At 72.3% G+C, this 23,060-nt stretch carries 18 protein-coding genes; 4 read left to right on the forward strand and 14 right to left on the reverse strand.

Annotated elements, in window-relative coordinates; translation table 11 throughout:
* Positions 1-39 precede the first annotated feature (39 nt).
* The 3 genes from IFT45_RS09155 (at position 40) to IFT45_RS09165 (ending at position 3,049) form a co-directional block, all read left to right on the forward strand.
* A complete protein-coding gene (locus IFT45_RS09155; RefSeq protein WP_056054451.1) occupies positions 40-807 on the forward strand; it encodes an SDR family oxidoreductase in 768 nt (255 codons plus the stop codon).
* Positions 808-826: 19 nt separating this feature from the next.
* Positions 827-1,840: a zinc-binding dehydrogenase gene (locus tag IFT45_RS09160; RefSeq protein ID WP_192127737.1), complete on the forward strand. Its 1,014-nt coding sequence runs from the start codon at positions 827-829 to the stop codon at positions 1,838-1,840.
* 162 nt (positions 1,841-2,002) lie between these two features.
* Entirely contained in the window at positions 2,003-3,049 is a 1,047-nt protein-coding gene (locus tag IFT45_RS09165) for an NAD(P)-dependent alcohol dehydrogenase (RefSeq protein WP_056054448.1), read from the forward strand.
* A gap of 122 nt (positions 3,050-3,171) precedes the next feature.
* On the opposite strand, the gene IFT45_RS09170 is transcribed toward IFT45_RS09165, so the two are convergent.
* The 4 genes from IFT45_RS09170 to IFT45_RS09185 all read right to left on the reverse strand — a co-directional run bounded on the left by IFT45_RS09170 (position 3,172) and on the right by IFT45_RS09185 (position 8,523).
* Positions 3,172-4,500 (reverse strand): ABC transporter substrate-binding protein, encoded by a 1,329-nt coding sequence (locus IFT45_RS09170; protein ID WP_192127739.1) that lies wholly within the window; start codon positions 4,498-4,500, stop codon positions 3,172-3,174.
* A 116-nt stretch (positions 4,501-4,616) separates the two neighbouring features.
* Positions 4,617-5,450: a carbohydrate ABC transporter permease gene (locus IFT45_RS09175; RefSeq protein ID WP_056055866.1), complete on the reverse strand. Its 834-nt coding sequence runs from the start codon at positions 5,448-5,450 to the stop codon at positions 4,617-4,619.
* A gap of 89 nt (positions 5,451-5,539) precedes the next feature.
* Positions 5,540-6,484 carry a carbohydrate ABC transporter permease gene (locus IFT45_RS09180; RefSeq protein ID WP_243861369.1) on the reverse strand — a complete coding sequence of 315 codons (945 nt, stop codon included), beginning with the start codon at positions 6,482-6,484 and terminating at the stop codon, positions 5,540-5,542.
* Positions 6,481-8,523, reverse strand: a complete 2,043-nt coding sequence (locus IFT45_RS09185; RefSeq protein ID WP_192127741.1) for a beta-galactosidase — start codon at positions 8,521-8,523, stop codon at positions 6,481-6,483. Before IFT45_RS09185 ends, IFT45_RS09180 begins: the two co-directional genes overlap by 4 nt.
* 231 nt (positions 8,524-8,754) lie before the next feature.
* Between IFT45_RS09185 and IFT45_RS09190 the strand changes: the two genes are divergently transcribed.
* On the forward strand, positions 8,755-9,774 hold the full coding sequence (locus IFT45_RS09190; RefSeq protein ID WP_056054433.1) for a LacI family DNA-binding transcriptional regulator: 1,020 nt from the start codon (positions 8,755-8,757) through the stop codon (positions 9,772-9,774).
* Between the two features lie 73 nt (positions 9,775-9,847).
* Here the strand turns inward: IFT45_RS09190 and IFT45_RS09195 are convergent, their stop codons facing one another.
* The 10 genes from IFT45_RS09195 to IFT45_RS09240 form a co-directional block, all read right to left on the reverse strand.
* The gene (locus IFT45_RS09195) at positions 9,848-11,086 is read right to left on the reverse strand and encodes an alpha-hydroxy acid oxidase (protein ID WP_192127743.1); all 1,239 of its coding nucleotides are present in this window, start codon (positions 11,084-11,086) and stop codon (positions 9,848-9,850) included.
* Between the two features lie 30 nt (positions 11,087-11,116).
* Entirely contained in the window at positions 11,117-12,634 is a 1,518-nt protein-coding gene (locus tag IFT45_RS09200) for a rhamnulokinase family protein (protein WP_192127745.1), read from the reverse strand.
* Positions 12,635-12,641: 7 nt separating this feature from the next.
* Positions 12,642-14,687 (reverse strand): bifunctional aldolase/short-chain dehydrogenase, encoded by a 2,046-nt coding sequence (locus IFT45_RS09205; protein WP_192127747.1) that lies wholly within the window; start codon positions 14,685-14,687, stop codon positions 12,642-12,644.
* Positions 14,688-14,759: 72 nt separating this feature from the next.
* The gene (rhaI, locus tag IFT45_RS09210; protein ID WP_192127749.1) at positions 14,760-15,923 is read right to left on the reverse strand and encodes an L-rhamnose isomerase; all 1,164 of its coding nucleotides are present in this window, start codon (positions 15,921-15,923) and stop codon (positions 14,760-14,762) included.
* Positions 15,920-16,390: an L-rhamnose mutarotase gene (locus IFT45_RS09215; RefSeq protein ID WP_082514342.1), complete on the reverse strand. Its 471-nt coding sequence runs from the start codon at positions 16,388-16,390 to the stop codon at positions 15,920-15,922. Before IFT45_RS09215 ends, rhaI begins: the two co-directional genes overlap by 4 nt.
* A 76-nt stretch (positions 16,391-16,466) precedes the next feature.
* Positions 16,467-17,966 carry an L-fucose/L-arabinose isomerase family protein gene (locus IFT45_RS09220; protein ID WP_192127751.1) on the reverse strand — a complete coding sequence of 500 codons (1,500 nt, stop codon included), beginning with the start codon at positions 17,964-17,966 and terminating at the stop codon, positions 16,467-16,469.
* A gap of 109 nt (positions 17,967-18,075) precedes the next feature.
* Positions 18,076-19,143, reverse strand: coding sequence for a rhamnose ABC transporter substrate-binding protein (gene rhaS, locus IFT45_RS09225; protein WP_056054413.1), 1,068 nt, complete (start codon positions 19,141-19,143; stop codon positions 18,076-18,078).
* Between the two features lie 69 nt (positions 19,144-19,212).
* Positions 19,213-20,310, reverse strand: coding sequence for an ABC transporter permease (locus tag IFT45_RS09230; RefSeq protein ID WP_192127753.1), 1,098 nt, complete (start codon positions 20,308-20,310; stop codon positions 19,213-19,215).
* Entirely contained in the window at positions 20,303-21,334 is a 1,032-nt protein-coding gene (locus tag IFT45_RS09235) for an ABC transporter permease (protein ID WP_167259077.1), read from the reverse strand. Before IFT45_RS09235 ends, IFT45_RS09230 begins: the two co-directional genes overlap by 8 nt.
* Positions 21,331-22,974 (reverse strand): sugar ABC transporter ATP-binding protein, encoded by a 1,644-nt coding sequence (locus IFT45_RS09240; protein WP_192127756.1) that lies wholly within the window; start codon positions 22,972-22,974, stop codon positions 21,331-21,333. The genes IFT45_RS09235 and IFT45_RS09240 overlap by 4 nt, the downstream gene beginning before the upstream one ends.
* Positions 22,975-23,060 lie beyond the last annotated feature (86 nt).

Genomic DNA, 23,060 nt, shown 5'->3' on the forward strand with positions numbered 1-23,060 from the left:
TCCCGGAGTCCGCCGGCAGGGCCCCTCGAGAGGAACATCGTGAACGACCTGTTCGACCTGACCGACCGGCTGGCCCTCGTGACCGGCTCCTCCCGCGGCCTCGGTCGCACCCTGGCGACGGCCCTGGCGGAGGCGGGGGCCCGGGTCGTCGTGCACGGTCGCGACGCCGCGGCCCTGGAGGAGACGCGCGACGAGATCGAGCGCGCGACCGGCCGCCGCCCCGCCGCGACGCTCTTCGACGTCACCGACGCCGCGGCCGTCGAGTCCGCCGTCGCGGACCTCGTGGCGGAGCACGGCGTGCCCGACGTCCTGGTGAACAACGCCGGCGTGCAGCGTCGGGCGCCCTTCACCGAGTTCCCGGTCGAGGACTGGGACGCGGTGGTGAGGACGAACCTCTCGAGCGTGTTCTACGTCTCGCGCTTCGTGGCCCCGGGGATGGTCGAGCGCGGCTCGGGCAAGATCGTCAACATCGCGAGCGTGCAGTCGATGCTCGCGCGGCAGACGATCGCGCCCTACTCGGCGACCAAGGCCGGCGTCGCCCAGCTGAGCCGCGGCATGGCGGCCGACCTGGCGCGGCACAACGTGCAGGTCAACACCCTGTCGCCCGGCTACTTCGCGACCGAGATGAACACCGACCTCTGGCAGGACGAGACCTTCGACGCCTGGCTGCGGCAGCGCACCCCCGCCCAGCGCTGGGGCCGGGTGGAGGAGCTGCAGGGCACCCTCATCTACCTCGCCTCGGCGGCGAGCGACTTCGTCTCGGGGCAGAACATCTTCGTCGACGGCGGCATGACGAGCGTCGTCTAGAGCAGTGGAGGACACGACCATGAAGACCATCCAGATCGACGGAGCCCTCAGCCTGGCCGAGCGCTACGTGCCCCTGCCCGAGCCCACGGAGGGCGAGGTGCGCATCCGCGTCGAGTGGGTCGGCATCTGCGGCTCCGACCTGCACTACTACTTCGAGGGCGCCAACGGGGCCTTCGTCGTCGAGGAGCCCCTGACCCCCGGGCACGAGCTCTCGGGCCGCGTCGACCTCGACCCCAGCGGCCGCCTCGCGCCCGGCACCCCCGTGACGGTCCACCCGGCCCGCCGGGGCACGCCGTCGCCCGGCGTCGAGGACGCCCCGCACCTCTGGCCCGGCGGCTCCTACCTCGGCAGCGCGTCCACCCGACCGCACACGCAGGGGGCCCTCAGCGAGCACCTCGTCGTCGACGCCGCCATGGTGCGGGTGCTGCCCGAGGGCCTGCCCCTCGACCGGGCCGCCCTCGCCGAGCCCCTCGCCGTCGCCCTCCACGGCGTCGGCCGGGCGGGCGACGTCACCGGGGCGCGCGTGCTCGTGTCGGGGGCCGGGCCGATCGGCCTGCTCGCCGCCGCGGCCGCCCGGGCCCGCGGAGCCGCCCACGTGACCGTGGTCGACCTCCTGCCCGAGCCCCTCGCCCGGGCCACGGCGGTCGGGGCCGACGTCGTCCTGCGCCTCGGCGTCGACGAGGTGCCCGCCGAGGCCTTCGACGTCGTGCTCGAGTGCTCGGGCGCCTCCCCCGCGATCAGCGCCGCGTTCGTCGCCGCGCGTCGTCGGGGCGTCGTCGCGCAGATCGGCATGGTGCCCGACCAGCCCCGACCCGTGAACCTCGCACCGGCCATCTCGAAGGAGCTCACGGTCGTCGGGGTGTTCCGCTTCGACGACGAGATCGACGAGGCCGTGCGCCTGCTCACCGACGACCCGTCGCTGGAGGCGGTCGTCACCCACCGGCTGCCGGCCGCCGAGGCCGTCCGCGCCTTCGAGGTCGCGAAGGACTCCTCGGCCAGCGGCAAGGTGCTCGTCTCCGCCTGGCACGGCTGACGACGCGCCTCCCGACGGGAGCAGGCGCGGAGCGGGCGCGGAGGGGGCACTGACGGGGCCTGCCTCCCCGGAGGTGCCGCGCGTAGCGTGGTGGGAGGCGACCGGAGCGGCCTCGTGTCGGGCTCCGCGCCTCCCCCTCACCACCACCCTTGGAGCACCCCCATGCGCACCGTCACCGCCTACGCCGCCCCGTCGGCCACCGAGCCCCTCGTGAAGACGACCATCGAGCGCCGCGACGTCGGCCCGAAGGACGTCATGATCGAGATCGCCTACGCCGGCATCTGCCACAGCGACATCCACACCGTCCGCGGCGAGTGGGGCGAGATCCAGTACCCGCAGGTCGTCGGCCACGAGATCGTCGGGACCGTCTCCGAGGTCGGCTCGGAGGTGACGAAGCACCAGGTCGGCGACCGCGTCGGCGTCGGCTGCATGGTGAACTCGTGCGGCGAGTGCGAGTACTGCCTGCGCGGCGACGAGCAGTACTGCGCGAAGGGCAACGTCGGCACGTACACCGGCGTCGACCCCGCCGACGGCACGATCACCCAGGGCGGCTACTCGCAGGCCGTCGTCGTCACCGAGGACTTCGTCCTCCGCGTGCCGGAGTCGCTCGACTACGACAAGGTCGCGCCGCTGCTCTGCGCCGGCATCACCCTCTACTCGCCGCTGCACCACTGGGGCGTGACCGAGGGCACCAAGGTCGCCATCGTGGGCATGGGCGGCCTCGGCCACATGGGCGTCAAGATCGCCGCGGCGCTCGGCGCCGAGGTCACCGTGCTCTCGCAGACGACCTCGAAGGAGGAGGACTCGCTCCGGTTCGGCGCGAAGGCGCACTACGCGACCAGCGACGAGCAGACCTTCACCGACCTGGCGAACTCGTTCGACCTGATCGTCAACACCGTGTCGGCGAAGATCGACATGGGCGCGTACCTCAGCCTCCTGAGGGTCGACGGGACGCTCGTCAACGTGGGCGCCCCGTCGGAGCCCCTCGAGGTGCCGGCGTTCGCTCTCATCCCCGCGCGTCGCAGCTGGGCCGGCTCGGCCATCGGCGGCATCCGCGAGACGCAGGAGATGCTCGACTTCTGCGCCGAGCACGGCATCCTGCCCGAGACGGAGCTGATCAGCGCCGACCAGATCAACGAGGCCTACGAGCGCGTCCTGGCGTCCGACGTGCGCTACCGCTTCGTCATCGACACGGCGACCATGGCCTGAGGCCCGCGCGGGGCGACCCGCGACGACGACGACGCCCGTGCCGGAGGAGGTCCTCCGGCACGGGCGTCGTCGTGTCGCGGTGCTGCGGTGCGGCGGTGCTGCGGTGCTGCGGTGCTGCGCCGCTACTTCACCGCGATCGACTGCGCCTCGAGGGCCGCGATCGTCTTTTCCTGGCCGTCCTTGAGCGCGTCGAGCAGGGTGCCGTCGCCGGAGGCCGCGGTGCCGAAGCCGTCCGAGATGTCGCTGTAGGTCTGCGTCATCGTGGGGCCCCAGGTGAAGGGCTGGATGTTCTCGGCGGCCTTCGCGAAGTCCTCGTAGATGGGCTGGTCGCCGTAGAACTCGACGCCGGCGGTCAGGGCCGGCAGGTCGGCGCCGGTGGTCGAGGCCGGGTACAGGTTGGCCTCCTTGTTGAGGGCGTCCAGCGCCTCCGTGGAGGTGTTCAGCCAGATCAGGAACTTCGACGCCTCGGCGGGGTGCTCGCTGCCCTTGAAGACGACGTTCGACGATCCGCCCCAGGCGGCCGAGGCGCTCTCGCCCTCCTCCCACTGCGGCATGGGCGCGACGGCCCACTTGCCCGACGTGTCGGGCGCGCCGCTCGAGATGGTGTTGGCGCCCCAGACGGCCGAGACCCAGGTCCAGTCCTGGTCGGTGTTGTACGCGTTGTTCCACTCGTCGGTGAAGCTCGGCAGCGTGCTGACGAGCCCCTTCGAGATGAGGTCCTGCCAGTAGTCGGCGACCTTGGTGGAGGCCTCGTCGGTCATGTCGACGCTCCAGGTGCCGTCGCTCGTGTCGAACCACTGGCCGCCGGCCTGCGAGACGAGCCCGGCGAACTGGTTGACGTCGCCCTTGGCGAAGTTGGTGATGCTGCCGCCCATCTCCTTGATCGTCACGGCGTCCTCGGCGTACTGCTCCCACGTGGTGGGCACGTCGAGGCCGGCCTGCTCGAAGAGGTCCTTGCGGTAGTACAGCGCCATGGGGCCGGAGTCCTGCGGGATCGCGTAGACGGAGTCGTCCTCGCCGAAGGTGACCTGGTTCCAGAGTCCGTCGGAGAAGTCGGCCTCGGCGTCGGAGACGCCCTCGCACGAGGCGATGTTCGCGAGGCCGTCCTGCACGCGGAACGCGGGCAGCGTGTCGTACTCGACCTGACCGATGTCGGGGGCGTTGTCGGCCTTCAGCTGGTTGAAGAAGTTCTGGTAGGTGCCGCTGTTGCCGTTCGGCACGATCGAGACCTTGACCTGGATGTCGGGGTTCTCCTCGTTCCAGAGGGCGACGACCTTGTCCATGTTGGGCACCCAGGTCGTGAAGTTCAGGGTGACCTCGCCCGAGGAGGCCTCGCACGAGGCGGAGTCGCCGGAGGCGCTGTCCGAGCCGCTGCCGGAGCTGCAGCCGGCGAGGGCGATGGTCGAGACCACGGCGGCTGCCGCGATCGTGAGGACGCGGGATCTGTTCATGCTGATTCCTATCGAGGTGCGTGACCGGGGTGCCCGGTCACGGGTGGGAACGACGCTGTTGCCGTGGGGAAGGGAAGTCGAGGAGGCGCGGTGCGGGTCGAGCGGGCCGGGCCGGCTCACTTGAGCCCGCCGGCGCCCAGGCCGCTGCGCCAGAAGCGCTGCAGGCTGAGGAAGGCGACCAGGAGGGGGATGATCGAGACGAACGCCCCCACGAGCACCAGGGTGCGCAGCTCGGGGTACTGGCTCACGTTGGAGTTCCAGGTGTAGAGGCCGAGGGTCACGGGGAAGAGCTCCTGCGACCGCAGCATCACGAGGGGCAGGAAGAAGTTGTTCCAGATCGCGACGAACTGGAAGAGGAACACCGTCACCAGGGCGGGCGACATGAGGCGGATCGCGACGGTGAAGAAGGTGCGGAGCTCGCTCGAGCCGTCGATGCGGGCCGCCTCGATGATCTCGTCGGGCACGCTCGACGCCGCGTAGATCCGGCTCAGGTAGACGCCGAACGGGCTGACGATGCTCGGCAGGAAGACCGCCCAGAAGGTGTCGGTCAGCTGCACCTGGCTGAAGATCAGGAAGAGCGGGAGCGCGAGCGCCGTCGCGGGCACCAGGACGCCGCCGAGGAAGACGTTGAACAGGGCCTCGCGACCGCGGAAGCGGTACTTCGCCAGGGCGTAGCCGCACATGGCGGAGAGGATCGTGCCGAGCCCGCCGGCGACCGTGGCGTACACGATGCTGTTCAGCATCCACCGCGGGAAGATGCCGTCGTTGTAGGTGAAGAGCTGCCCGATGTTGCCGACGAAGTCCTGCAGCGACGTCGCCGAGAACCAGAGCGCCGGCCCGCTGTTGAAGTTGTCGAGCGTCTTGGTCGACGAGACGAACAGCCAGAAGATCGGGATGAGGAAGTAGAGCGTGAAGGCGCCCATGATGATCATCGCGGCGGAGCGCGACATGACGCTCTCGCGGGGGCCGCGGCCGCGCTTCGGCGCCGGCGTGCTGGCGTCGTCGAACGACTGGGCGGGACGGGTGGGTGCGTCGACGGTCACTGGTCGGCCTTCCGCTGGGTCAACCGGAGGAAGCCGATCGAGAGGATGAACGTCGCGACCGCGAGGACGACGCTGAACGCGGCGGCGAGGTTGAAGTTGGGCACCGACGACGTCGAGTAGACGAGCATGTTCGGCGTGAAGGTCGACGAGATCGTCGACGTGAACTGGCGGAACACCAGCGGCTCGGTCAGCAGCTGCAGGGTGCCGATCACCGAGAACACCGCGGTGAGCACGATCGCCGGGATGACGAGCGGGATCTTGATGGCGACGGCGATGCGCCACTGCGAGGCGCCGTCCAGGCGCGCGGCCTCGTAGATCTCGGTGGGGATGGCGAGCAGCGACGAGTAGATGATCAGCATGTTGTAGCCGACGAAGACCCAGGTGACGACGTTGGCGATGGCCCACAGCACCGTGCCGCCGTCGAGCAGGCCCACGCTCGAGGTCACCGCGGAGAACGGCGAGAGGCTCGGCGAGTAGAGGTAGCCCCACATGATGGCCGCGATCACGCCGGGGACGGCGTACGGGGCGAAGAAGGCGAGGCGGAAGAAGCGCTTGCCGCGGAGGAGGGGCGAGTCGAGGAGCAGGGCGAAGAGCAGGGCCAGGAAGAGCATGACCGGCACCTGCACGACGCCGAAGAGCAGCACCCGGAGGATGGACGACCAGAACTCGCCGTTCTGGAAGACCAGCGCGTACTGCGCCAGGCCGCCGAAGACCTGGGTGGGGGCGCCGAAGGTGCCCTCGCGCTCGATCTTCTGGAGCGACTGCCAGACCGCGTAGAGGATGGGCGTGAGGTAGAAGGCCGCGAAGAGCACGCCGAACGGGAGGACGAAGATCGCGATCGCCTTGCGGTAGCGGAACCCCCTCCTGCGGCCGGGGGCCTCGGGTCGCGGGGCCTCGTCGGTCGCGCGGCGACCTCGCGAGCGGGCGGAGGTGACGGTCATGATGCCTTCCTGTCCTGGCGGATGATGTGCGAGCCGCCCGCGGCGAGCTCGACGGGCCCCGAGACGTGCTGCTCGGAGACCAGGTCGTAGCCGGAGAACTCGTGGACGACGACGTCGTCGGAGTGGTTGAGGACGAAGATCCACTCGTGCTGGTCGCCGACGCGGCGGACGACCTCGACCCCGGCGCGGCCGGCGACCTCGCTGCGGGGGGCGACCCCGGCCTCGTCGACGGCGCGGGCCACGACGTGGCGGAGCGTCGCGGCGTCGAGCTCGGTCGAGACGTACCAGCCGAGGCCTCGGCCGTGCGCGTTCCGCGTCACGGCGGGGCGACCGGCGAGCGTGCCGGAGGCGTAGCCCAGGACGGCCTCGGCGCCGACGAGCTCCACGGGCTCCGACCAGAGCGACCCGGTGGCGCCGACGGGCCCGCCCGAGATCTCGACCCGGCCGCCGACCGGCAGCGGGGAGAACTCGTCGACCCGCACGCCCAGCAGGTCGCGGAACGCCCCGGGGTAGCCGCCGACGCGGACCGCGTCGGTCTCGTCGACGACGCCGCTGAAGAACGTGACGAGGGCCGAGCCGCCGGCCGCGACGAACTCGTCGACCACGGCCGCGTGCTCGTCGCGGACGAGGTAGAGGCTCGGCACCACGACGAGCGCGTAGCCGTCGAGGGAGGCGCCGGGCGCGACCACGTCGACGGTGACGCCGAGCTCCCAGAGGGCGCCGTAGAGCCGGTGGACCTGCTCGATGTACGAGAAGTCGGCCGTGGGGTGCGCCTCGAGGTCGGCCGCCCACCAGTTCTCCCAGCTGAAGACGAGGGCGACGTCGGCGACGACCCGCGAGCCGCGCAGCTCGCCGAGCCGGCCGGCGAGGGCGCCGAGCTCGACGGAGTCCCGCCAGGTGCGCGACGAGGTGCCGGCGTGCGGCAGGAGCGCCGAGTGGAACTTCTCGGTGCCCTTGACGGAGGCGCGCCACTGGAAGAAGCAGATGCCGTCGGCGCCGCGGGCCACGTGGGAGGCGGTGTTCCGGAGCATCTCGCCCGGCGCCTTCGTGAGGTTGCGGGGCTGCCAGTTCACGGCTCCCGTCGAGTGCTCCATCAGGATCCACGGCGCGCCGCCGGCGAGGCCCCGGGTGGTGTCGGCGGCGAACGAGAGCTCGACCTCGGGGCGCTCGAGGCGGTGGTCGAGGTAGTGGTCGTTGGCGATCACGGCCATGTCGCCCGCCCAGGTCCAGTAGTCCTGGTTCCTGATGTGCGCGGCCACCATGAAGTTGGTCGTGATCGGCACCGCACTGGCGAGCCGGATGACCTCGGCCTCGGCCCGGTAGTGCTCGAGCAGCGCGTCGGAGCTGAAGCGGTGGAAGTCGATGGTCTGCGCCGGGTTGACGAACGACAGCGTCGCCCGCGGGGGCAGCACCTCGGTGAACGACGAGTAGCGCTGGCTCCAGAAGGCCGTGCCCCACGCGTCGTTCAGCGCGTCCACGGTGCCGTGGCGCGCCTCCAGCCAGGCCCGGAAGGCGAGGGCCGACTCGTCGCAGTAGCAGAGTGCGTTGTGGCAGCCGAGCTCGTTCGAGACGTGCCAGAGCTTCAGGGCCGGGTGCGAACCGTAGCGCTCGGCGGTCGCCCGCACGAGGTCGAGGGCGCGCTCGCGGAAGACCGGCGAGCTGGGGCAGTAGGCCTGGCGGCCGCCCGGCCAGCGCGTCGTGCCGTCGGCCGCGACCGGCAGCACCTCGGGGTGGCGCGTGGTGAGCCACGGCGGCGGGGACGACGTGCCGGTGCCGAGGTTGACGCCGATGCCGGCCTCGTGCAGCAGCTCGATGACCGTGTCGAGGTCGTCGAACCGGAAGCGCCCGGGCTCGGGCTCCACGTGCGACCAGCCGAAGATGTTGATCGCGACCAGGTTGACCCCGGCCTCGCGCATCAGCGCCACGTCCTCGACCCAGGTCTCGCGCGACCACTGCTCGGGGTTGTAGTCGCAGCCGAAGACGAGGCCGTCGAGCCCGAGGTCGAGCGCGGTGCGCTGCGGGAGGGTCTGGGTGAGCACGGGGGCCTCGGCTTCGTCGTCGGGTTCTCCCCCGCCGACGCCAGGCCGGAGCCCTTCGTCTGTGAAGGTTCACACACAGTTTCTGTGATCGTTCCCACACACCACCGACGAGGGCCGGGGCGAGTGTTTCTGGGAACGTTCACAGAGTAAAACCCAGGCTCTCCGGTTTGTCAACACGACGGGCCCCGAGATGCCGGGCCCGGCCGTCCAGGGTCGGCTAAGGTGACTCCCATGCCTGGTCAGCCAGCCCCCCGGCGCCGGGCCACGATCCACGACGTCGCCGCCGAGGCGGGCATCTCACGAGGCACCGTCTCGAGGGTGCTCAACGACGAGCCCTACGTGTCCGCGCAGGCCCGGGAGGCCGTCGAGGCCGCGGTGGCGAAGGTCGGCTACGTCCGCAACGCGGCCGCGCGCAACCTCGTCACGCAGCGGTCGCGGGCCGTCGCGCTGATCGTGCACGAGCCGCACTCGGTGGTGCTCGACGACCCCAACATCGGCAACATCCTGATCGGCACGAACGCGGTGCTCTCGCAGGCCGACCACCAGCTCGTCACCCTGATGATCGACTCCCGCCGCGACAGCGACCGCGTCGTCGAGTACCTCCGGGGCGGCTTCGTCGACGGCGCGATCATCCTGTCGGCCCGCACCGGCGACCCGATCTCGCAGGCGGTCGCCGAGCTGCGCCTCCCCGCGTCGTTCGTCGGCCACCCGCTCGACGCCCCCGACATCCCCTACATCGGCATCGACAACGCCGCCGCGGCCGAGGCGATCGTGCGTCGCCTGCTCGGCACCGGCCGGCGCCGGGTCGGCATGCTCGCCTCCGGCCTGGACCGCGACTCGGGCCAGGACCGCCTCGCGGGCTTCCAGGCCGCCCTCGGCGACCTCTTCGACCCCGACCTCGTCGTCCGGAACCCGTTCTACAGCTACACCGCCGGCGTCGACGGCATGACGGAGCTGCTGCGACGCGACCCCACCGTCGACGGCGTCTTCGCCGCGTCGGACGCCGTCGCGGCCGGGGCCCTCGACGTGCTGCACCGGCGGGGCGTCGACGTGCCGGGGCAGGTCGGCATCGTCGGCTTCGACGACAGCTCGTGGGCGCTGCGCTGCACGCCGGCGCTCTCGACCGTGCGGCAGCCGGCGGAGGACCTCGGCCGCCGGGCCGCCCAGCAGGTGCTCGACCAGCTCGGGGGCACCGACCGCGCCGTCGGCGTCCTGCTGCCGACCGACATCGTGTGGCGCGACAGCGCCTGACCGGGCCCGCAGGGGCCCGGGGCCGGGGGCCGGCGTGCGGCGGCCGCCACTCCACAGCCGCCGCCCCGGTTCGTCAGCTGCGCGCGCGGGGCACGAGCCGCTCGAGCTGCGTGACGTGGCGCGGCTCCAGCTCCTCGAGCGAGTTCACGCCGAGGAGGCGCATCGTGCGCGCGATCTCGACCGAGAGGATCTCGATCGCCCGGTCGACGCCCTCGCGCCCGCCGGCCATGAGGCCGTACAGGTAGGCGCGGCCGACCAGCGTGAAGCGCGCCCCGAGCGCGACCGCCGCGACGATGTCGGCCCCCGACATGATGCCCGTGTCGAGGTGCACCTCGGTGTCGGCGCCGACCTCCTTCACGACGTCGGGCAGCAGGTGGAACGGGATCGGTGCCCGGTCGAGCTGTCGTCCGCCGTGGTTCGAGAGGATGAGGGCGTCGACGCCGAGGTCGGTCACGCGCCGCGCGTCCTCGACGGTCTGTACGCCCTTGACGACGAGCTTCCCCGGCCACTGCGACTTGATCCAGGCGAGGTCGTCGTAGGTCACGGTGGGGTCGAACATGGTGTTGAGCAGCTCGGCGACGGTGCCCGACCAGCGGTCGAGCGAGGCGAAGGCCAGGGGCTCGGTGGTGAGGAAGTCGATCCACCACCACGGGCGGGGCAGGGCGTCGACGATCGTGCGGGGCGTCAGCGACGGCGGGATGGTCATCCCGTTCCGGGAGTCGCGGAGGCGCGCACCGGCGACCGGCACGTCCACCGTCACCAGCAGGGTGTCGAAGCCCGCCGCGGCCGCACGGTCGACGAGGGCCATCGACCGGTCGCGGTCCTTCCACATGTAGAGCTGGAACCAGTTCCGGCCGCCGGGTGCCGCCTCCGCGACGTCCTCGACCGACGCCGTCCCCATCGTCGACAGGCTGAACGGGATGCCCGCCGCCGCCGCCGCGGCGGCTCCCGCCTTCTCCCCCTCGGTCTGCATCATGCGGGTGAAGCCGGTCGGCGCGATGCCGAACGGCTGCTCGACCCGCTTCCCGAGCACGTCCCAGCCCGTGTCGACGGTGGCGACGTCGTGCAGGATCGCCGGGTTGAACTGCACGTCCCGGAAGGCCTGGCGGGCACGGCGCAGCGAGATCTCCGCCTCCGCCGAGCCGTCGGTGTAGTCGAAGGCCGCGGTGGGGGTGCGCCGCTTGGCGATCCTCCGCAGGTCCTCGATGGTGAGCGCCTCGCGCAGGCGCTTCGCCTTGAGGTCGAAGGTGGGCTTCTTGAACTGCATCAGCGGGGCGAGGTCGTGCAGGTTCGGCAGGCGGCGGTCGACCATGGGTGGTCCTTCCGGGTCGGGGTGGAGAGGTCAGGAGGCGCGGGCGGGGGCCGCGAGCGGCGACGTCCGCGGCCGGTAGGTCACGACGGCGTGCGACGCGGCGACGAGGGCGCGCAGCGACTCGAGCGACGACGAGCGGTCGACGAGCCCGACCGCACGGGCCTGGACGAGAACGTTGCCGAGGGCGGTCGCCTCGACCGGCCCGGCCAGCACCGTGCAGCCGGTGCGGTCGGCCGTGAGCTGGCAGAGCAGCTCGTTCTGCGAGCCGCCCCCGACGACGTGGACCGTGCGGACGGTGCGGCCCGAGAGCCGCTCGGCGTCGCGGAGGGTCGCCGCGTAGGCGGCCGCCAGGGACTCGAGGATGCTCCGCACCGTCTCGGCGCGGCTGCGCGGGGGCTCGACGTCGTGCTCGGTGCACCACGCCTCGATGCGCGCGGGCATGTCGCCCGGCGGGGTGAACCGCTCGTCGGTCGCGTCGAAGACGGAGACCGGCCGCGTCACGGCGGCCGCCTCGCCCAGGAGGGTCGCCAGGTCGCTGCTGCGCTCGGCGGCCGAGGTGCCCGAGCGGCTCCAGGCGCGCATCGACTCGCTGAGCAGCCACAGACCGGAGACGTTCTTGAGGAACCGCACGCGGCCGTCGACGCCGCCCTCGTTCGTGAACCCCGCCGCCCGCACGTCGTCGCCGAGCAGCGGAGACGACAGCTCGAGGCCGACGAGGGACCACGTGCCGCTCGACACGTAGGCGGCGTCGTCGCCCGTCATCGGGACGGCGACGACGGCCGACGCGGTGTCGTGCGAACCGACCGCCGTGACCTCGAGCGAGGGCGGAGCGCCGACCGCGGCGGCGACCGACGGCCGCAGCGGTCCGAGCGACGTCCCCGGGTCGACGAGCGGCGCGAACAGGCCGGGGTCGAGGCCGAGCCGCCGGACGAGCTCGGCGTCCCACTCTCCTGTCACGGGCGACAGCAGGCCGGTCGTCGAGGCGTTGGTGCGCTCGGTCGCCGCCGTGCCGGTGAGCCACCACGAGAAGAGGTCGGGCACGAGCAGGGCTCGGTCGGCGGGCGAGAGGACTCCCGTCGCCCGGTCGGCGGCGAGCTGGAAGACGGTGTTGAAGGGCAGGTGCTGGAGGCCCGTCCGCGCGAAGAGCTCCTCCGGCGGCACGACGGCGTGCACGGCCTCGACCCCGGCCGCCGACCGCTCGTCGCGGTAGTGGTACGGCGAGCCGAGGAGGCGGCCGTCCCGCAGCAGCCCGTAGTCCACGGCCCAGGAGTCGACCCCGATCGACACGACGGCGGGCTCGTCGCGGAGGGCCTTGGTCAGCCCCGCGGTGACCGACCGCCAGAGCCCGAGGGCGTCCCAGTGCAGGCCTACCCGGCCCGCGACTCCCCCCGGCTCCCCCTCCGGCACGGCGACGGGCTCGTTCGCGAAGCGCGCGACGTGCTGCAGGCGCACGCCGTCACGGTCGACCCGGCCGACCACGACGCGGCCGCTCGTCGCCCCCAGGTCGACCGCGACGACGGCTCCGCCGGTCGTGCGCACTGTGCTCATCGCCGGCTCACCGGAGGAAGGCGGCGGCGACGCCCGCGTCGACCGGCACGTGCAGCCCGGTCGTGTGCGAGAAGTCGCTCGTGCAGAGGGCGGCGACGGCCGCGGCGACGTTCTCGGGCACGACCTCGCGCTTGAGGATGGTCCGCTGGGCGTAGAACGCCCCGAGGTCCTTCTCGTCGACGCCGTAGGTCGCGGCGCGGTTGGCCCCCCACCCGCTGGCGAAGATGCCCGACCCGCGCACGACGCCGTCGGGGTTGATGCCGTTGACGCGGATGCCGTGCTCGCCGAGCTCGGCCGCGAGCAGCCTGACCTGGTGCGCCTGGTCGGCCTTCGTCGCGCTGTAGGCGATGTTGTTCGGGCCGGCGAAGACCGAGTTCTTCGACGAGATGTAGACGATGTCGCCGCCGAGGCCCTGGTCGACGAGCACGCGCGCCGCGTTCTTCGCGACGAGGAAGGAGCCCTTCGCCATGACGTCGTGCTGCAGGTCCCAGTCGGCCTCCGTGGTGTCGAACAGCGACTTCGAGAGACTGAGGCCCGCGTTGTTGACGACGAGGTCGAGGCCGCCGAACGCGAGAAGCACCTCGGCGATCGCCGCCTTCACGGCCGCCTCGTCGCTGACGTCGGCCGCGACGCCGCGGGCCACGTCCGGCCCGCCGATCTCGGCCGCCGCGGCCTGCGCCTTGGCGAGGTCGAGGTCGGCGACCACGACGCAGGCGCCCTCGGCGGCGAGCCGGGTGGCGATGGCCTTGCCGATGCCCGACGCGGCACCCGTGACGAGCGCGACGCGGGTGGCCAGCCGCTTCGGCGCGGGCCGGCGCTGCAGCTTGGCCTCCTCGAGGGCCCAGTACTCGATGCGGAACTTCTCGGCCTCGTCGATCGGCGCGTAGCTCGAGACGCCCTCGGCGCCGCGCATGACGGCGATCGCGTTCACGTAGAACTCGCCGGCGACGCGCGCCGTCTGGGCGTCGGCCCCGTACGAGAACATGCCGACGCCCGGCACGAGCACGATCAGCGGGTCGGCGCCGCGGATCGCCGGGCTGTCGGGCGTCGCGTGCCGGTCGTAGTAGGCCTGGTAGTCGAGGCGGTACTGCTCGTGCAGCTCGCGGAGGCGCGCGATCGACTCCTCGACGGTCGCGTCGGCCGGCAGGTCGAGCACCAGCGGCCGCACCTTCGTGCGGAGGAAGTGGTCGGGGCAGCTCGTGCCGAGCGCCGCGAGCCGCGGGTGCTCGGTGCTCGCGAGGAAGTCGAGCACGACGTCGCTGTCGGTGAACGCGCCGACCTGCGGCCGGTCGTGGGAGGCGATGCCACGGACGACCGGCGCGAGGGCCGCGGCCTTCGCGCGACGCTCCTCGGCGGGCAGGGCCGCGTACCCGGCGAGCGGGGGCCCGAACGGCTCGGGCCGCGAGTGCTCGTCGAGCCAGGCCTGCGCGGTCTCGATGATCCAGCGCGAGGCCGCCTCCGCCTCCTCGCTGGTCTCGCCCCACGCGGTGATGCCGTGCCCGCCCAGGATCGTGCCCCGCGCCTCCGGGTGCTCCGCCTTGATGGCCGCGATGTCGAGGCCGAGCTGCCAGCCCGGCCGGCGCCACGGCACCCAGACGACCGCGCCGCCGAAGATCTCGGCCGTCAGCCGCTCGCCGTCCGCCGCCGTCGCGATCGCGATCCCCGCGTCGGGGTGCAGGTGGTCGACGTGCGCCGCGTCGACGAGGCCGTGCATGGCCGTGTCGATCGACGGCGCCGCCCCGCCCTTGCCGTGCAGGGCGTAGTCGAACGCCGCGACCATCTCGTCCTCGTGCTCGACGCCGCGGTAGACGCCCGCCAGGCCGCGCAGCCGGTCGAGCCGCAGCACCGCGAGGCCGCCCTCGGTGAGGGTGCCGAGGTCTCCGCCGCTGCCCTTGACCCAGAGCAGCTCGACCGGCTCGCCCGTCGCGGGGTCGGTCGCGGTGCCCTTGGCCGAGGTGTTGCCGCCGGCGTAGTTCGTGTTGGCCGGGTCGGCACCGAGGCGGTTGCTGCGCGCGACGAGGTCGGCGGCGGGGGTGGGCGTGGTGCTGGTCACGAGGTGGGGTCCGTTCGAGGTGAGGAGGGGCGGGTCGAGGGGGCGCGGGAGGCGCGGGTCGGGGTGCGCGGATCAGGTCCAGCTGAGCTGCGTGCCGCCCGCCCGCTCGGCGGCCAGGCGCTCGGGCGTGCCGCTCGTGAGGTAGGCCGCCATCGGGTCGCGGGGCAGGCCGCGGCCCTCGCGCCAGTCGGCCAGGGCCGGGCGCACGTCGGTGTAGAACGCGTCCATGAGCACGGCGTGGGCGCCGAGGACGTCGTGGGAGGCGCGGGCCGCGTCGAGCGCCGGGCGGTCGACGAGCAGGGCGCGCGCCGTCATCTCCTGCACGTTCAGCACGCTGCGGATCTGCCCGGGGATCTTGTCCTCGACGTTGTGGCACTGGTCGAGCATGAACTGCACGGGCGAGCCCTCGTCGAGCCCGCCGCCGTCGGCGACCTCGAACAGGATGCGGAAGAGCTGGAACGGGTCGGCCGCCCCGACGATCAGGTCGTCGTCGGCGTAGAAGCGCGAGTTGAAGTCGAAGGAGCCGAGCTTGCCGAGCCGCAGCAGCTGCATGACGATGAACTCGATGTTCGTGCCCGGGGCGTGGTGGCCGGTGTCGAGGCAGGTCAGCGCCCGGTCGCCGAGGGCGGTCACCTGCGCGTAGCTCGTTCCCCAGTCGGGGACGTCGGTGTGGTAGAACGCCGGCTCGAAGAACTTGTACTCGAGCACGAGGCGCTGCTCGTCGCCGAGACCTGCGTAGATCTCGGCGAGCGACTCCGCGAGGTGGTCCTGGCGCTGCCGCAGGGAGTCCTGGCCGGGGTAGTTGCTGCCGTCGGCGAGCCAGATCTTGAGGTCGCGCGACCCGGTCTCGTGCATGATCTCGAGGCAGCGCAGGTGGTGGTCGACGGCCTTGCGGCGGACGGCCGCGTCGCTGTGGGCCAGGCTGCCGAACTTGTAGGCCTCGTCCTGGAACGTGTTCGAGTTGACGGTGCCGAGGGCGACGCCCTGCTCGGCGGCGAACGAGCGGAGGGCGCCGAAGTCGTCGACCTCGTCCCACGGGATGTGCAGGGCGACGCTCGGGGCCAGGCCCGTCACGCGGTGCACCGTGGCGGCGTCGGCGATCTTCTCCTCGGGCGTGCGGGGCGTGCCCGGCGTGCCGAACACCTTGAACCGCGTGCCGGAGTTGCCGAACGCCCAGCTGGGCAGCTCGATGGCCTGCCGCTCGAGCACGGGGACGATGGACTCGAAGGTGGTCATGAGGTCTCTTCCGTGGTCGTCGTTCCGGTCGTCGTCGTCGACGCCGGGGTCGTGGGGGTGAGGGGGGTGACGCGTGGCCCGGGGCTCGCGTCGGCGGCCGCGGGGCGGCCGCCGCCCGGCAGGCCGAGCTGACGCTCGAGGTTGAAGACCTGCGTCAGCAGCTCGAGGCCCTCGTCGGGCGGGGTGCCGTCGAGCGAGGTGAAGAACTCGGCCATCGAGGCCTGCCAGCGCGCGTTGACCTCGGTCTCGGCCATCGCTGCCTGGGCGGCGACCAGCGACTCGGCCTCCACGTAGCCGACGAGCAGGCCGTCGGCAGCGGCGAAGAGCGAGTAACCGTGCCAGCCGCTGTCGTGGAGGGCCTGCAGCATCTCGGGCCAGACCGCGGCGTGGCGCCGGGCGTAGTCGTCGAGTCGGTCGGGGGCGACCTGCAGCCGGAACGCGTAGCGCTCGTGCTCGTCGGCGGTCATCAGGAGATCTCCGGTTCGTCGTTGAATCGTTTCAATGGACTGAGCGTATCCCGGGGGGCACGCGGTGTCGAGCAGGTCAGGGCGTCGAGCGGCCGATGCTCCGGGCGAAGCCGTCGGCGTCGTCGAACGGCGCCGAGACGTGGCGGTGCTCGATGCCGAGGAGGGAGGCGGCGGCGGCGACGTCGCGGGCCACGTGCCCGGTGCAGAGACCCCAGTGGTGGCCGATGCCCGTCCGGGACCACTCGTCGACCCACTCACCGGGGTCTCCCCCGAAGTCGACACGGGAGGTCGTGTTGCCGATCGACAGGTGCGGCCCGGGCACGACGGCCCCCTCGCTCGTCACGAACGAGAGGCCGCCGTCGCGGTCCTGCCCGAGGCCGAAGGTCGTGACCGGGCCCGGCTGCACGTCGAACTCGACGCTGACGCCGTGCCCGCGCTTGCCGTGGAACACGCCGAGGCCGCGCAGCACGGGCCTCGCCGACGACAGCGCCAGGTGCCCCGGCCCGTCGTGGCCCATCTCGACGACGCCGTCCCCGAAGTGGATCGCCTGGATCTCCGTGAACGAGCCGCCGACGCCGAGCGACTGCGCCGCCAGCATCGCGACCGAGGTCCGGAGCTCGTACTCCCCCACGGCCGGCAGGCCGCGGGCGTTGAGCAGCGAGGCGCCGAGGATCATGCCGGCGCCGATGCGCTCGTGCAGCTCGCCGTCGAGCCCGCGGTGGTAGTAGGCCAGCGAGTCGAGGTCGAAGTCGTCGACGAGGCGGTCGAGGGCGACGGAGACGCGTGCTCCCCAGTCGAGGTCGTCCTCGTCGACCGACGGGTGGACGTCGAAGACCCGGCGGGCGAGCGCCGAGCGGTCCCGCACCTGCGCGGCGGTCACGTCGTCGACCCGCACCCGGAGGTCGTCGAGCTCGAGCACCTCGACGTGCGAGCCGAAGTGCGTCGAGACGAGGGTGAGGTCGGTCGACACGTCGAGCATGCCCGGGTACAGGTGCCCCATGAGGCCGTGCCGCGCCTCCCTCAGCCGGGCGCGGACCCCGGCCGCGTGCACCCACCGCTCGATGCGGGCCCAGGCCCGCTCGCTGCGGAGGTGGCCGGTCACCGACCGGAACTCGACCCCGGCTCGCCGGAAGACGTTCGCCACCTCGGGCACCGGGCACTGGCCGCAGTACGCGAGCCACAGCCCGGTGTCGAAGGTCGCGTGGTCCATGGCCTCGCTGGGCTGGAGGTCGATGACGAGCACGGGCACGCCCGCCCGCTGCGCGATCGGCAGCACCATCGACGAGGTCAGGTACGTCGTGAGGAAGACCACGACCAGGTCGCAGTCCGCCGTGCGCAGCGTCTCGGCCGCGCCCCGCGCCTCCCTCGCGTCCGAGATGAAGCCCGTGTCGACGACCTCGGCGTCGAGCCCGCCGAAGCGGTCGACGACGTAGCGGGTGGACTCCTGCAGCTGGGGCAGCAGGCCGGGGAACTGCGGCCAGTAGGTGCCGAGCCCGCCCGCCACCAGCCCGACGCGGGTGGGGCGACGGCGGATCGGGGGCAGCAGGTCGGTGGCCGGCGGGGGCGTGGCGCTCATGGGGGTCGCTCCGTCGCGAGGGATGAGGGCGGGCAGGGGCGGCACGGGAGCACCGCGGGGCGGTGACGGAGGCGGCCGGCTGGGCCGCCGCCCCCGTCACGGACGACGACTAGAAGTCGTAGTCGTCGATGTTGTCGGCGTCGAACTCGGTCGGCGGGCCGACGATGATGATCCCGTCGGCGCCGACGGTGCGCTCACCGAGGTCGCCGGCGGTGAACGTGTCGCCCTCGGCGCCGGTGATGGTGCCGTCGACCAGCGCCTGGCCCGCGTAGGCCGCGACCTCGCCCAGCTGCGCCGGGTCCCAGAGGGCGAAGGCCGTCACGGTGCCGTCCTTGACAAACTCGCGCATCTCGTTGGGCAGGCCGAGCCCGGTGAGCGCGACCTTGCCCTTGTACTCCGAGGTCGAGAGGTAGCGGGCGGTGGCCGCGATGCCGACCGTGGTGGGCGAGATGATGCCCTTGAGGTCGGGGTTCGCCTGCAGCAGGCCCTGGGCCTCCTGGAACGACTTCGCGTCGTCGTCGTCGCCGTAGACGGTGGAGACGATCGAGATGCCCGCGTAGTCCGGGTTCGTCTCGACCTCCTCCTGGATGTACTTGATCCACTCGTTCTGGTTCGTGGCGTTCGCCGTGGCCGACAGGATGGCGATGTCGCCCTCCCCGCCGATCTGCTCGCTCATCTGGCGGATCTGGATGAGCGCGACGTCCTTCGCCTCGACCTGGCTGACGAACACGTCGCGGTAGTCGGGGTTCGTGTCGGAGTCGAACGCGACGATCTTCGCTCCGCCGTCGCGCGCCTCCTTCAGGGCGGGCCCGACCGCGTCGGGGTCGTTCGCGGCGATGACGATGACGTTCGTGCCCTGCTGGGTGAGGGTGTTGAGGAAGGTGACCTGTGACGAGGCGCTCGCCTCGAGCGGGCCGACGACGCTGTAGTCGTAGCCGATGTCCTTCGACGCGGCCTCGCCGCCGCCGAGGACGACGTCGGTGTACGGGTTGTTCAGCTGCTTCGGCACGAAGGCGATCGACGACGAGCCGCCGCCCGAGCCGGAGCCCGAGCCGGCGTCGTCGCCGCCGGCCGTCAGGGCGCAGCCGGAGGCGACGAGCGAGACGGCGGCGACGGTCGCGGCGGCGGCGAGGCCTCGCCGGAGGGCGCGGCCGCGGGGGAAGGTGGGGAACTCCATCGTTCTGTCCTTTGCTGTGGGGTGGGGTGGTGCCGGGGTGGTGCTGGGGGTCGGGTGGGATCGGGGAGGTCAGGCGGGATCGGCGGAGCCGTCGAGGACGGCCCTCGCGGCCCGCCTCGCCCGGGCCCTCTCGCGGACGACCGCGATCAGGCTCGGGGTGACCACGCTGCCGACGAGCAGCAGCCCGGTGACGACGTTGAGCACGACGTCGCTGATGCCGCCGAGCCGCAGCGCGTAGCTGATGCTCGAGATGATCAGCACGCCGGCGACGACGCCGGGGATCGAGCCCCGGCCGCCGAAGATCGAGACGCCGCCGAGCAGCACGGCGGCGATGACGGCCAGCTCGATGCCGGTCGCGTTGTCGCTGCGGGCGCTCGAGTAGCGGAGCGTCCAGTAGATGCCGACCAGGGCCGAGACGACCCCGGTGGCGACGAACATCCAGAACTTGGCGCGGCCGACGTGCACGCCGACGAAGCTCGCGGCCTCCTTGCTGAAGCCGATCGCGGGCAGGGCCCGGCCGAACGAGCTGAAGTGCAAGAGGACCCCGAAGAAGAGGATGACGACGACGACGCCGACCATCACCGTCGGGACTCCCGTGCCGCCGATCTTCGAGGTGAAGAACGACGTGAGGCCGGGAGGGAAGTTCGCCACCGCGTCGTCACCGATGACGACGAGCGCGAGACCGCGGTAGAGCGCCAGGGTGCCGATGGTGACCGCGAGGCTCGGCAGCCCGACCGTCGTCACGAGCGCGCCGTTGAGCGCACCGCAGACGACGCCGATCAGCACGCACACGACGAAGATCTCGGGGATGCCCCAGCCGGCGGCCCAGAGCACGCCCATCGTCGCGCTCGTGAGGCCCGCGGTGCTGGCGACCGAGAGGTCGATCTCGCCGGTGATGACGACCAGCGCCATCGGCATGGCGATCATGAGGATCGGGATCGCGTCGAGCAGCAGGAACCCGGTGGTCTGGACGCTGGCGAAGCGCGGCACCGTCAGGGCGCAGACGAGCAGGGTCGCGAGCAGCGCCCAGACCATGATCGCTCCGCGACCGGTGAGGAGGCGGCGGCGGCGCAGCGCCCGTTCGGCGCGCTGCCCGGGGTCGCGGGTGGCGCTCCCCGACGGGGAGGCGGGGGCCTGGGGGGCGCGGGTGACGGTCTGGTCAGGCATTGGTGGCCTCGCTCGTGCGCAGTCGTCGGGCCTTGCGGATCGAGGCGATCCGCTCGACGAGGATGGCGGTCAGGATGAGGACGCCGACGATGGCCTGCTGCCAGAACTTGTCGACGCCGAGGGCGGTGAGGCTGCTCGTGATGGTGGTCAGCAGCACGGCACCGATGGCCGCGCCGACGACGCTGCCGGAGCCGCCGAAGATCGCGATGCCGCCGACGACGGCCGCGGCCACGATGTCGAGCTCGAGCCCGGTGCCCGTCGTCGCGCCGACCGAGTTGAAGCGGCTGGCGTAGAGCACGCCCGCCAGGCCCGTCAGCGTCCCGTTGAGCACGAACGCCGTCACGACGCGCCGGCTCACCGGGATGCCGAAGAGGCGTGCCGCCTGTTCGTCGGAACCGATGGCGTACAGGTCGCGACCGGGCCGGGTGCGGGCGAGGAACACCGCGACCAGCACGACGACCACGACGGCGATGACCGTGATGATCGGGACGCCGAGCACCGTGTCCACCGACAGGCGGCCGAAGGCGGCGGGGCGGTCCCCCGCGAAGTACTGCTGGCCGCCGGCCCACGCGTTGTTGAGGCCGCGGTAGATGTAGAGCATGCCGAGGGTGATGACGAGCGACGGCACCCGGGCCACCGTGACCAGGAACCCGTTGACCGCGCCGAGCACCGCGCCGATCGCGAGGCCGAGGAGGAAGACGACGACGATCGGGATCTCCGGCGCGGCCGCGAACACCGTGCCGGTCGCGAACGCGACGAGGCCGAGGATCGAGCCCACCGAGAGGTCGATGTTGTTCGTGATGATCACCGCGCCGAGGCCGACGGCCATGATGACCGTGATCGTCGCGTTGAGCATGAGGTCCTTGACGCCCTGGGCCGAGACGAAGAGCGGGTTGGCGATCGTCGTGACGATCACCAGCACGACGAGGGCCGAGGCGACCGGCACCTCGCGCTGACGGAGCACCGAGGCGAGGGGGCTGCGCCCTGACGTGGCGGCGGGCGCGAGAGCGTGGGACGTGGTCATCGGGTGGCCTCTGCGGTCGGGGGCATGGACGGGGACGGGGCCGGAGGCGCGGGCTCGGCGGGCGCCCCGGTCGCGGTCGGGTCCGCCGCGGGCGCCCCGGTCGCGGTCGGGTCCGCCGCTCCCGACCCGGTCGCGGCGTGCATCACGCGCTCCGCCGTGGCCTCGGCGCGGTCGAGGGTCGCGGTCAGACGACCCTCGTGCATGACGAGCACCCGGTCGGCCATGCCGAGCACCTCGGGCAGCTCGGACGAGATCATCAGCACCGCGATGCCGCGGCCCGCCAGGTCGCTGATCAGCCGGTGCACCTCGCTCTTGGTGCCGACGTCGATGCCGCGGGTCGGCTCGTCCACGATCAGGAAGGTCGGGTCGGTCGCCAGCCACTTCGCCAGCACCACCTTCTGCTGGTTGCCGCCCGACAGGGTCGCGACGGGGAGCTCCTGGCTGCCGGTCTTGACCTGCAGGCGCCGCGACCACTCGGCCGCGGCCTCGCGCTCGCGGCGCGCACTCACCAGGCCGGCCCGGCTGAGCGTCCTGCGCAGGGTGAGCGTGGTGTTGCGGCTCACCGACATGTCCATCACGAGACCCTGCCTGCGGCGGTCCTCGGGCACGAAGCCGATGCCGGCCGTGATGGCAGCCAGCGGGCTCCGCCGCGCGAGGGGCTTCCCGTTCACGGTGACGCTGCCGGCGTCGTAGCGGTCGATGCCGAACAGGGCGCGGGCGACCTCCGTCCGGCCCGCCCCGACGAGCCCCGCCAGGCCGACGATCTCGCCGGCCCGCACCTCGAACGACACGTCGTGGAAGACGCCCTGCCGCGTCAGCCCCTGGACGGTCACGACGGGCTCGCCGATCCGCGCCTCCTGCTTGGGGAACAGCTGGTCGACGTCGCGGCCGACCATCGCGCGGACGACCTCGGCCGTCGTGACGTCGCCGGTGGCGTGCTCGGAGATGAAGGCGCCGTCGCGCATGACGGTGATGCGGTCGCTGAGCCCGAAGACCTCGTCGAAGCGGTGCGAGATGAACATGATGGCGCTGCCGCGGTCGCGGAGGGCCCGGGCGACGCCGAAGAGACGCTCGACCTCGACGCCGCTGAGGGCCGCCGTCGGCTCGTCCATGATCAGCACCTTGGCGTCGAGCGAGATCGCCTTGGCGATCTCGATGATCTGCTGGTCGGCGATCGAGAGCCCCTCGGCGACGCGGTCGGGGTCGATCGGGACGCCGAGGCGCTCGAACAGGGCCCGGGCGTCGGCCCGCATCTTGCCGCGGTCGATGAAGCCGAGGCGCGAGGTGGGCTGACGGCCGACGAAGATGTTCTCGGCGACGGTCAGGTCGGGGAAGAGCGTGGGCTCCTGGTAGATGACGCTGACGCCCGCCGCCTTGCTCTCCGCCGGCGTGCGGAAGACGATCGGGTGGCCGTCGAAGAGGAACTCGCCGGAGTCGGGCTGGTGCACGCCGGCGAGGATCTTCACCATCGTGGACTTGCCGGCGCCGTTCTCGCCGACTAGCGCGTTGATCTCGCCGGCCCGCAGCTGCACGCTGCCGCTGGCGAGGGCCACGACCGCTCCGAAGGTCTTGCGGGCGTGCCGCAGCTCCAGGACGGGGGCCGTCGGCGAGTAGCCGGAGGCCGGGGGGTCGATCGTCATCGATCGTTCTCCTCATCGAGAAATGAATCGTTTCAACAGCTCGTGGGGACGACAGTAGGGGCGGGCGGGTCCGACGTCAAGCACGG

It is taken from the genome of Frigoribacterium sp. CFBP 13707 (genome assembly GCF_014842245.1).
In the GTDB taxonomy this organism is placed as follows: Bacteria; Actinomycetota; Actinomycetes; order Actinomycetales; family Microbacteriaceae; genus Frigoribacterium; species Frigoribacterium endophyticum.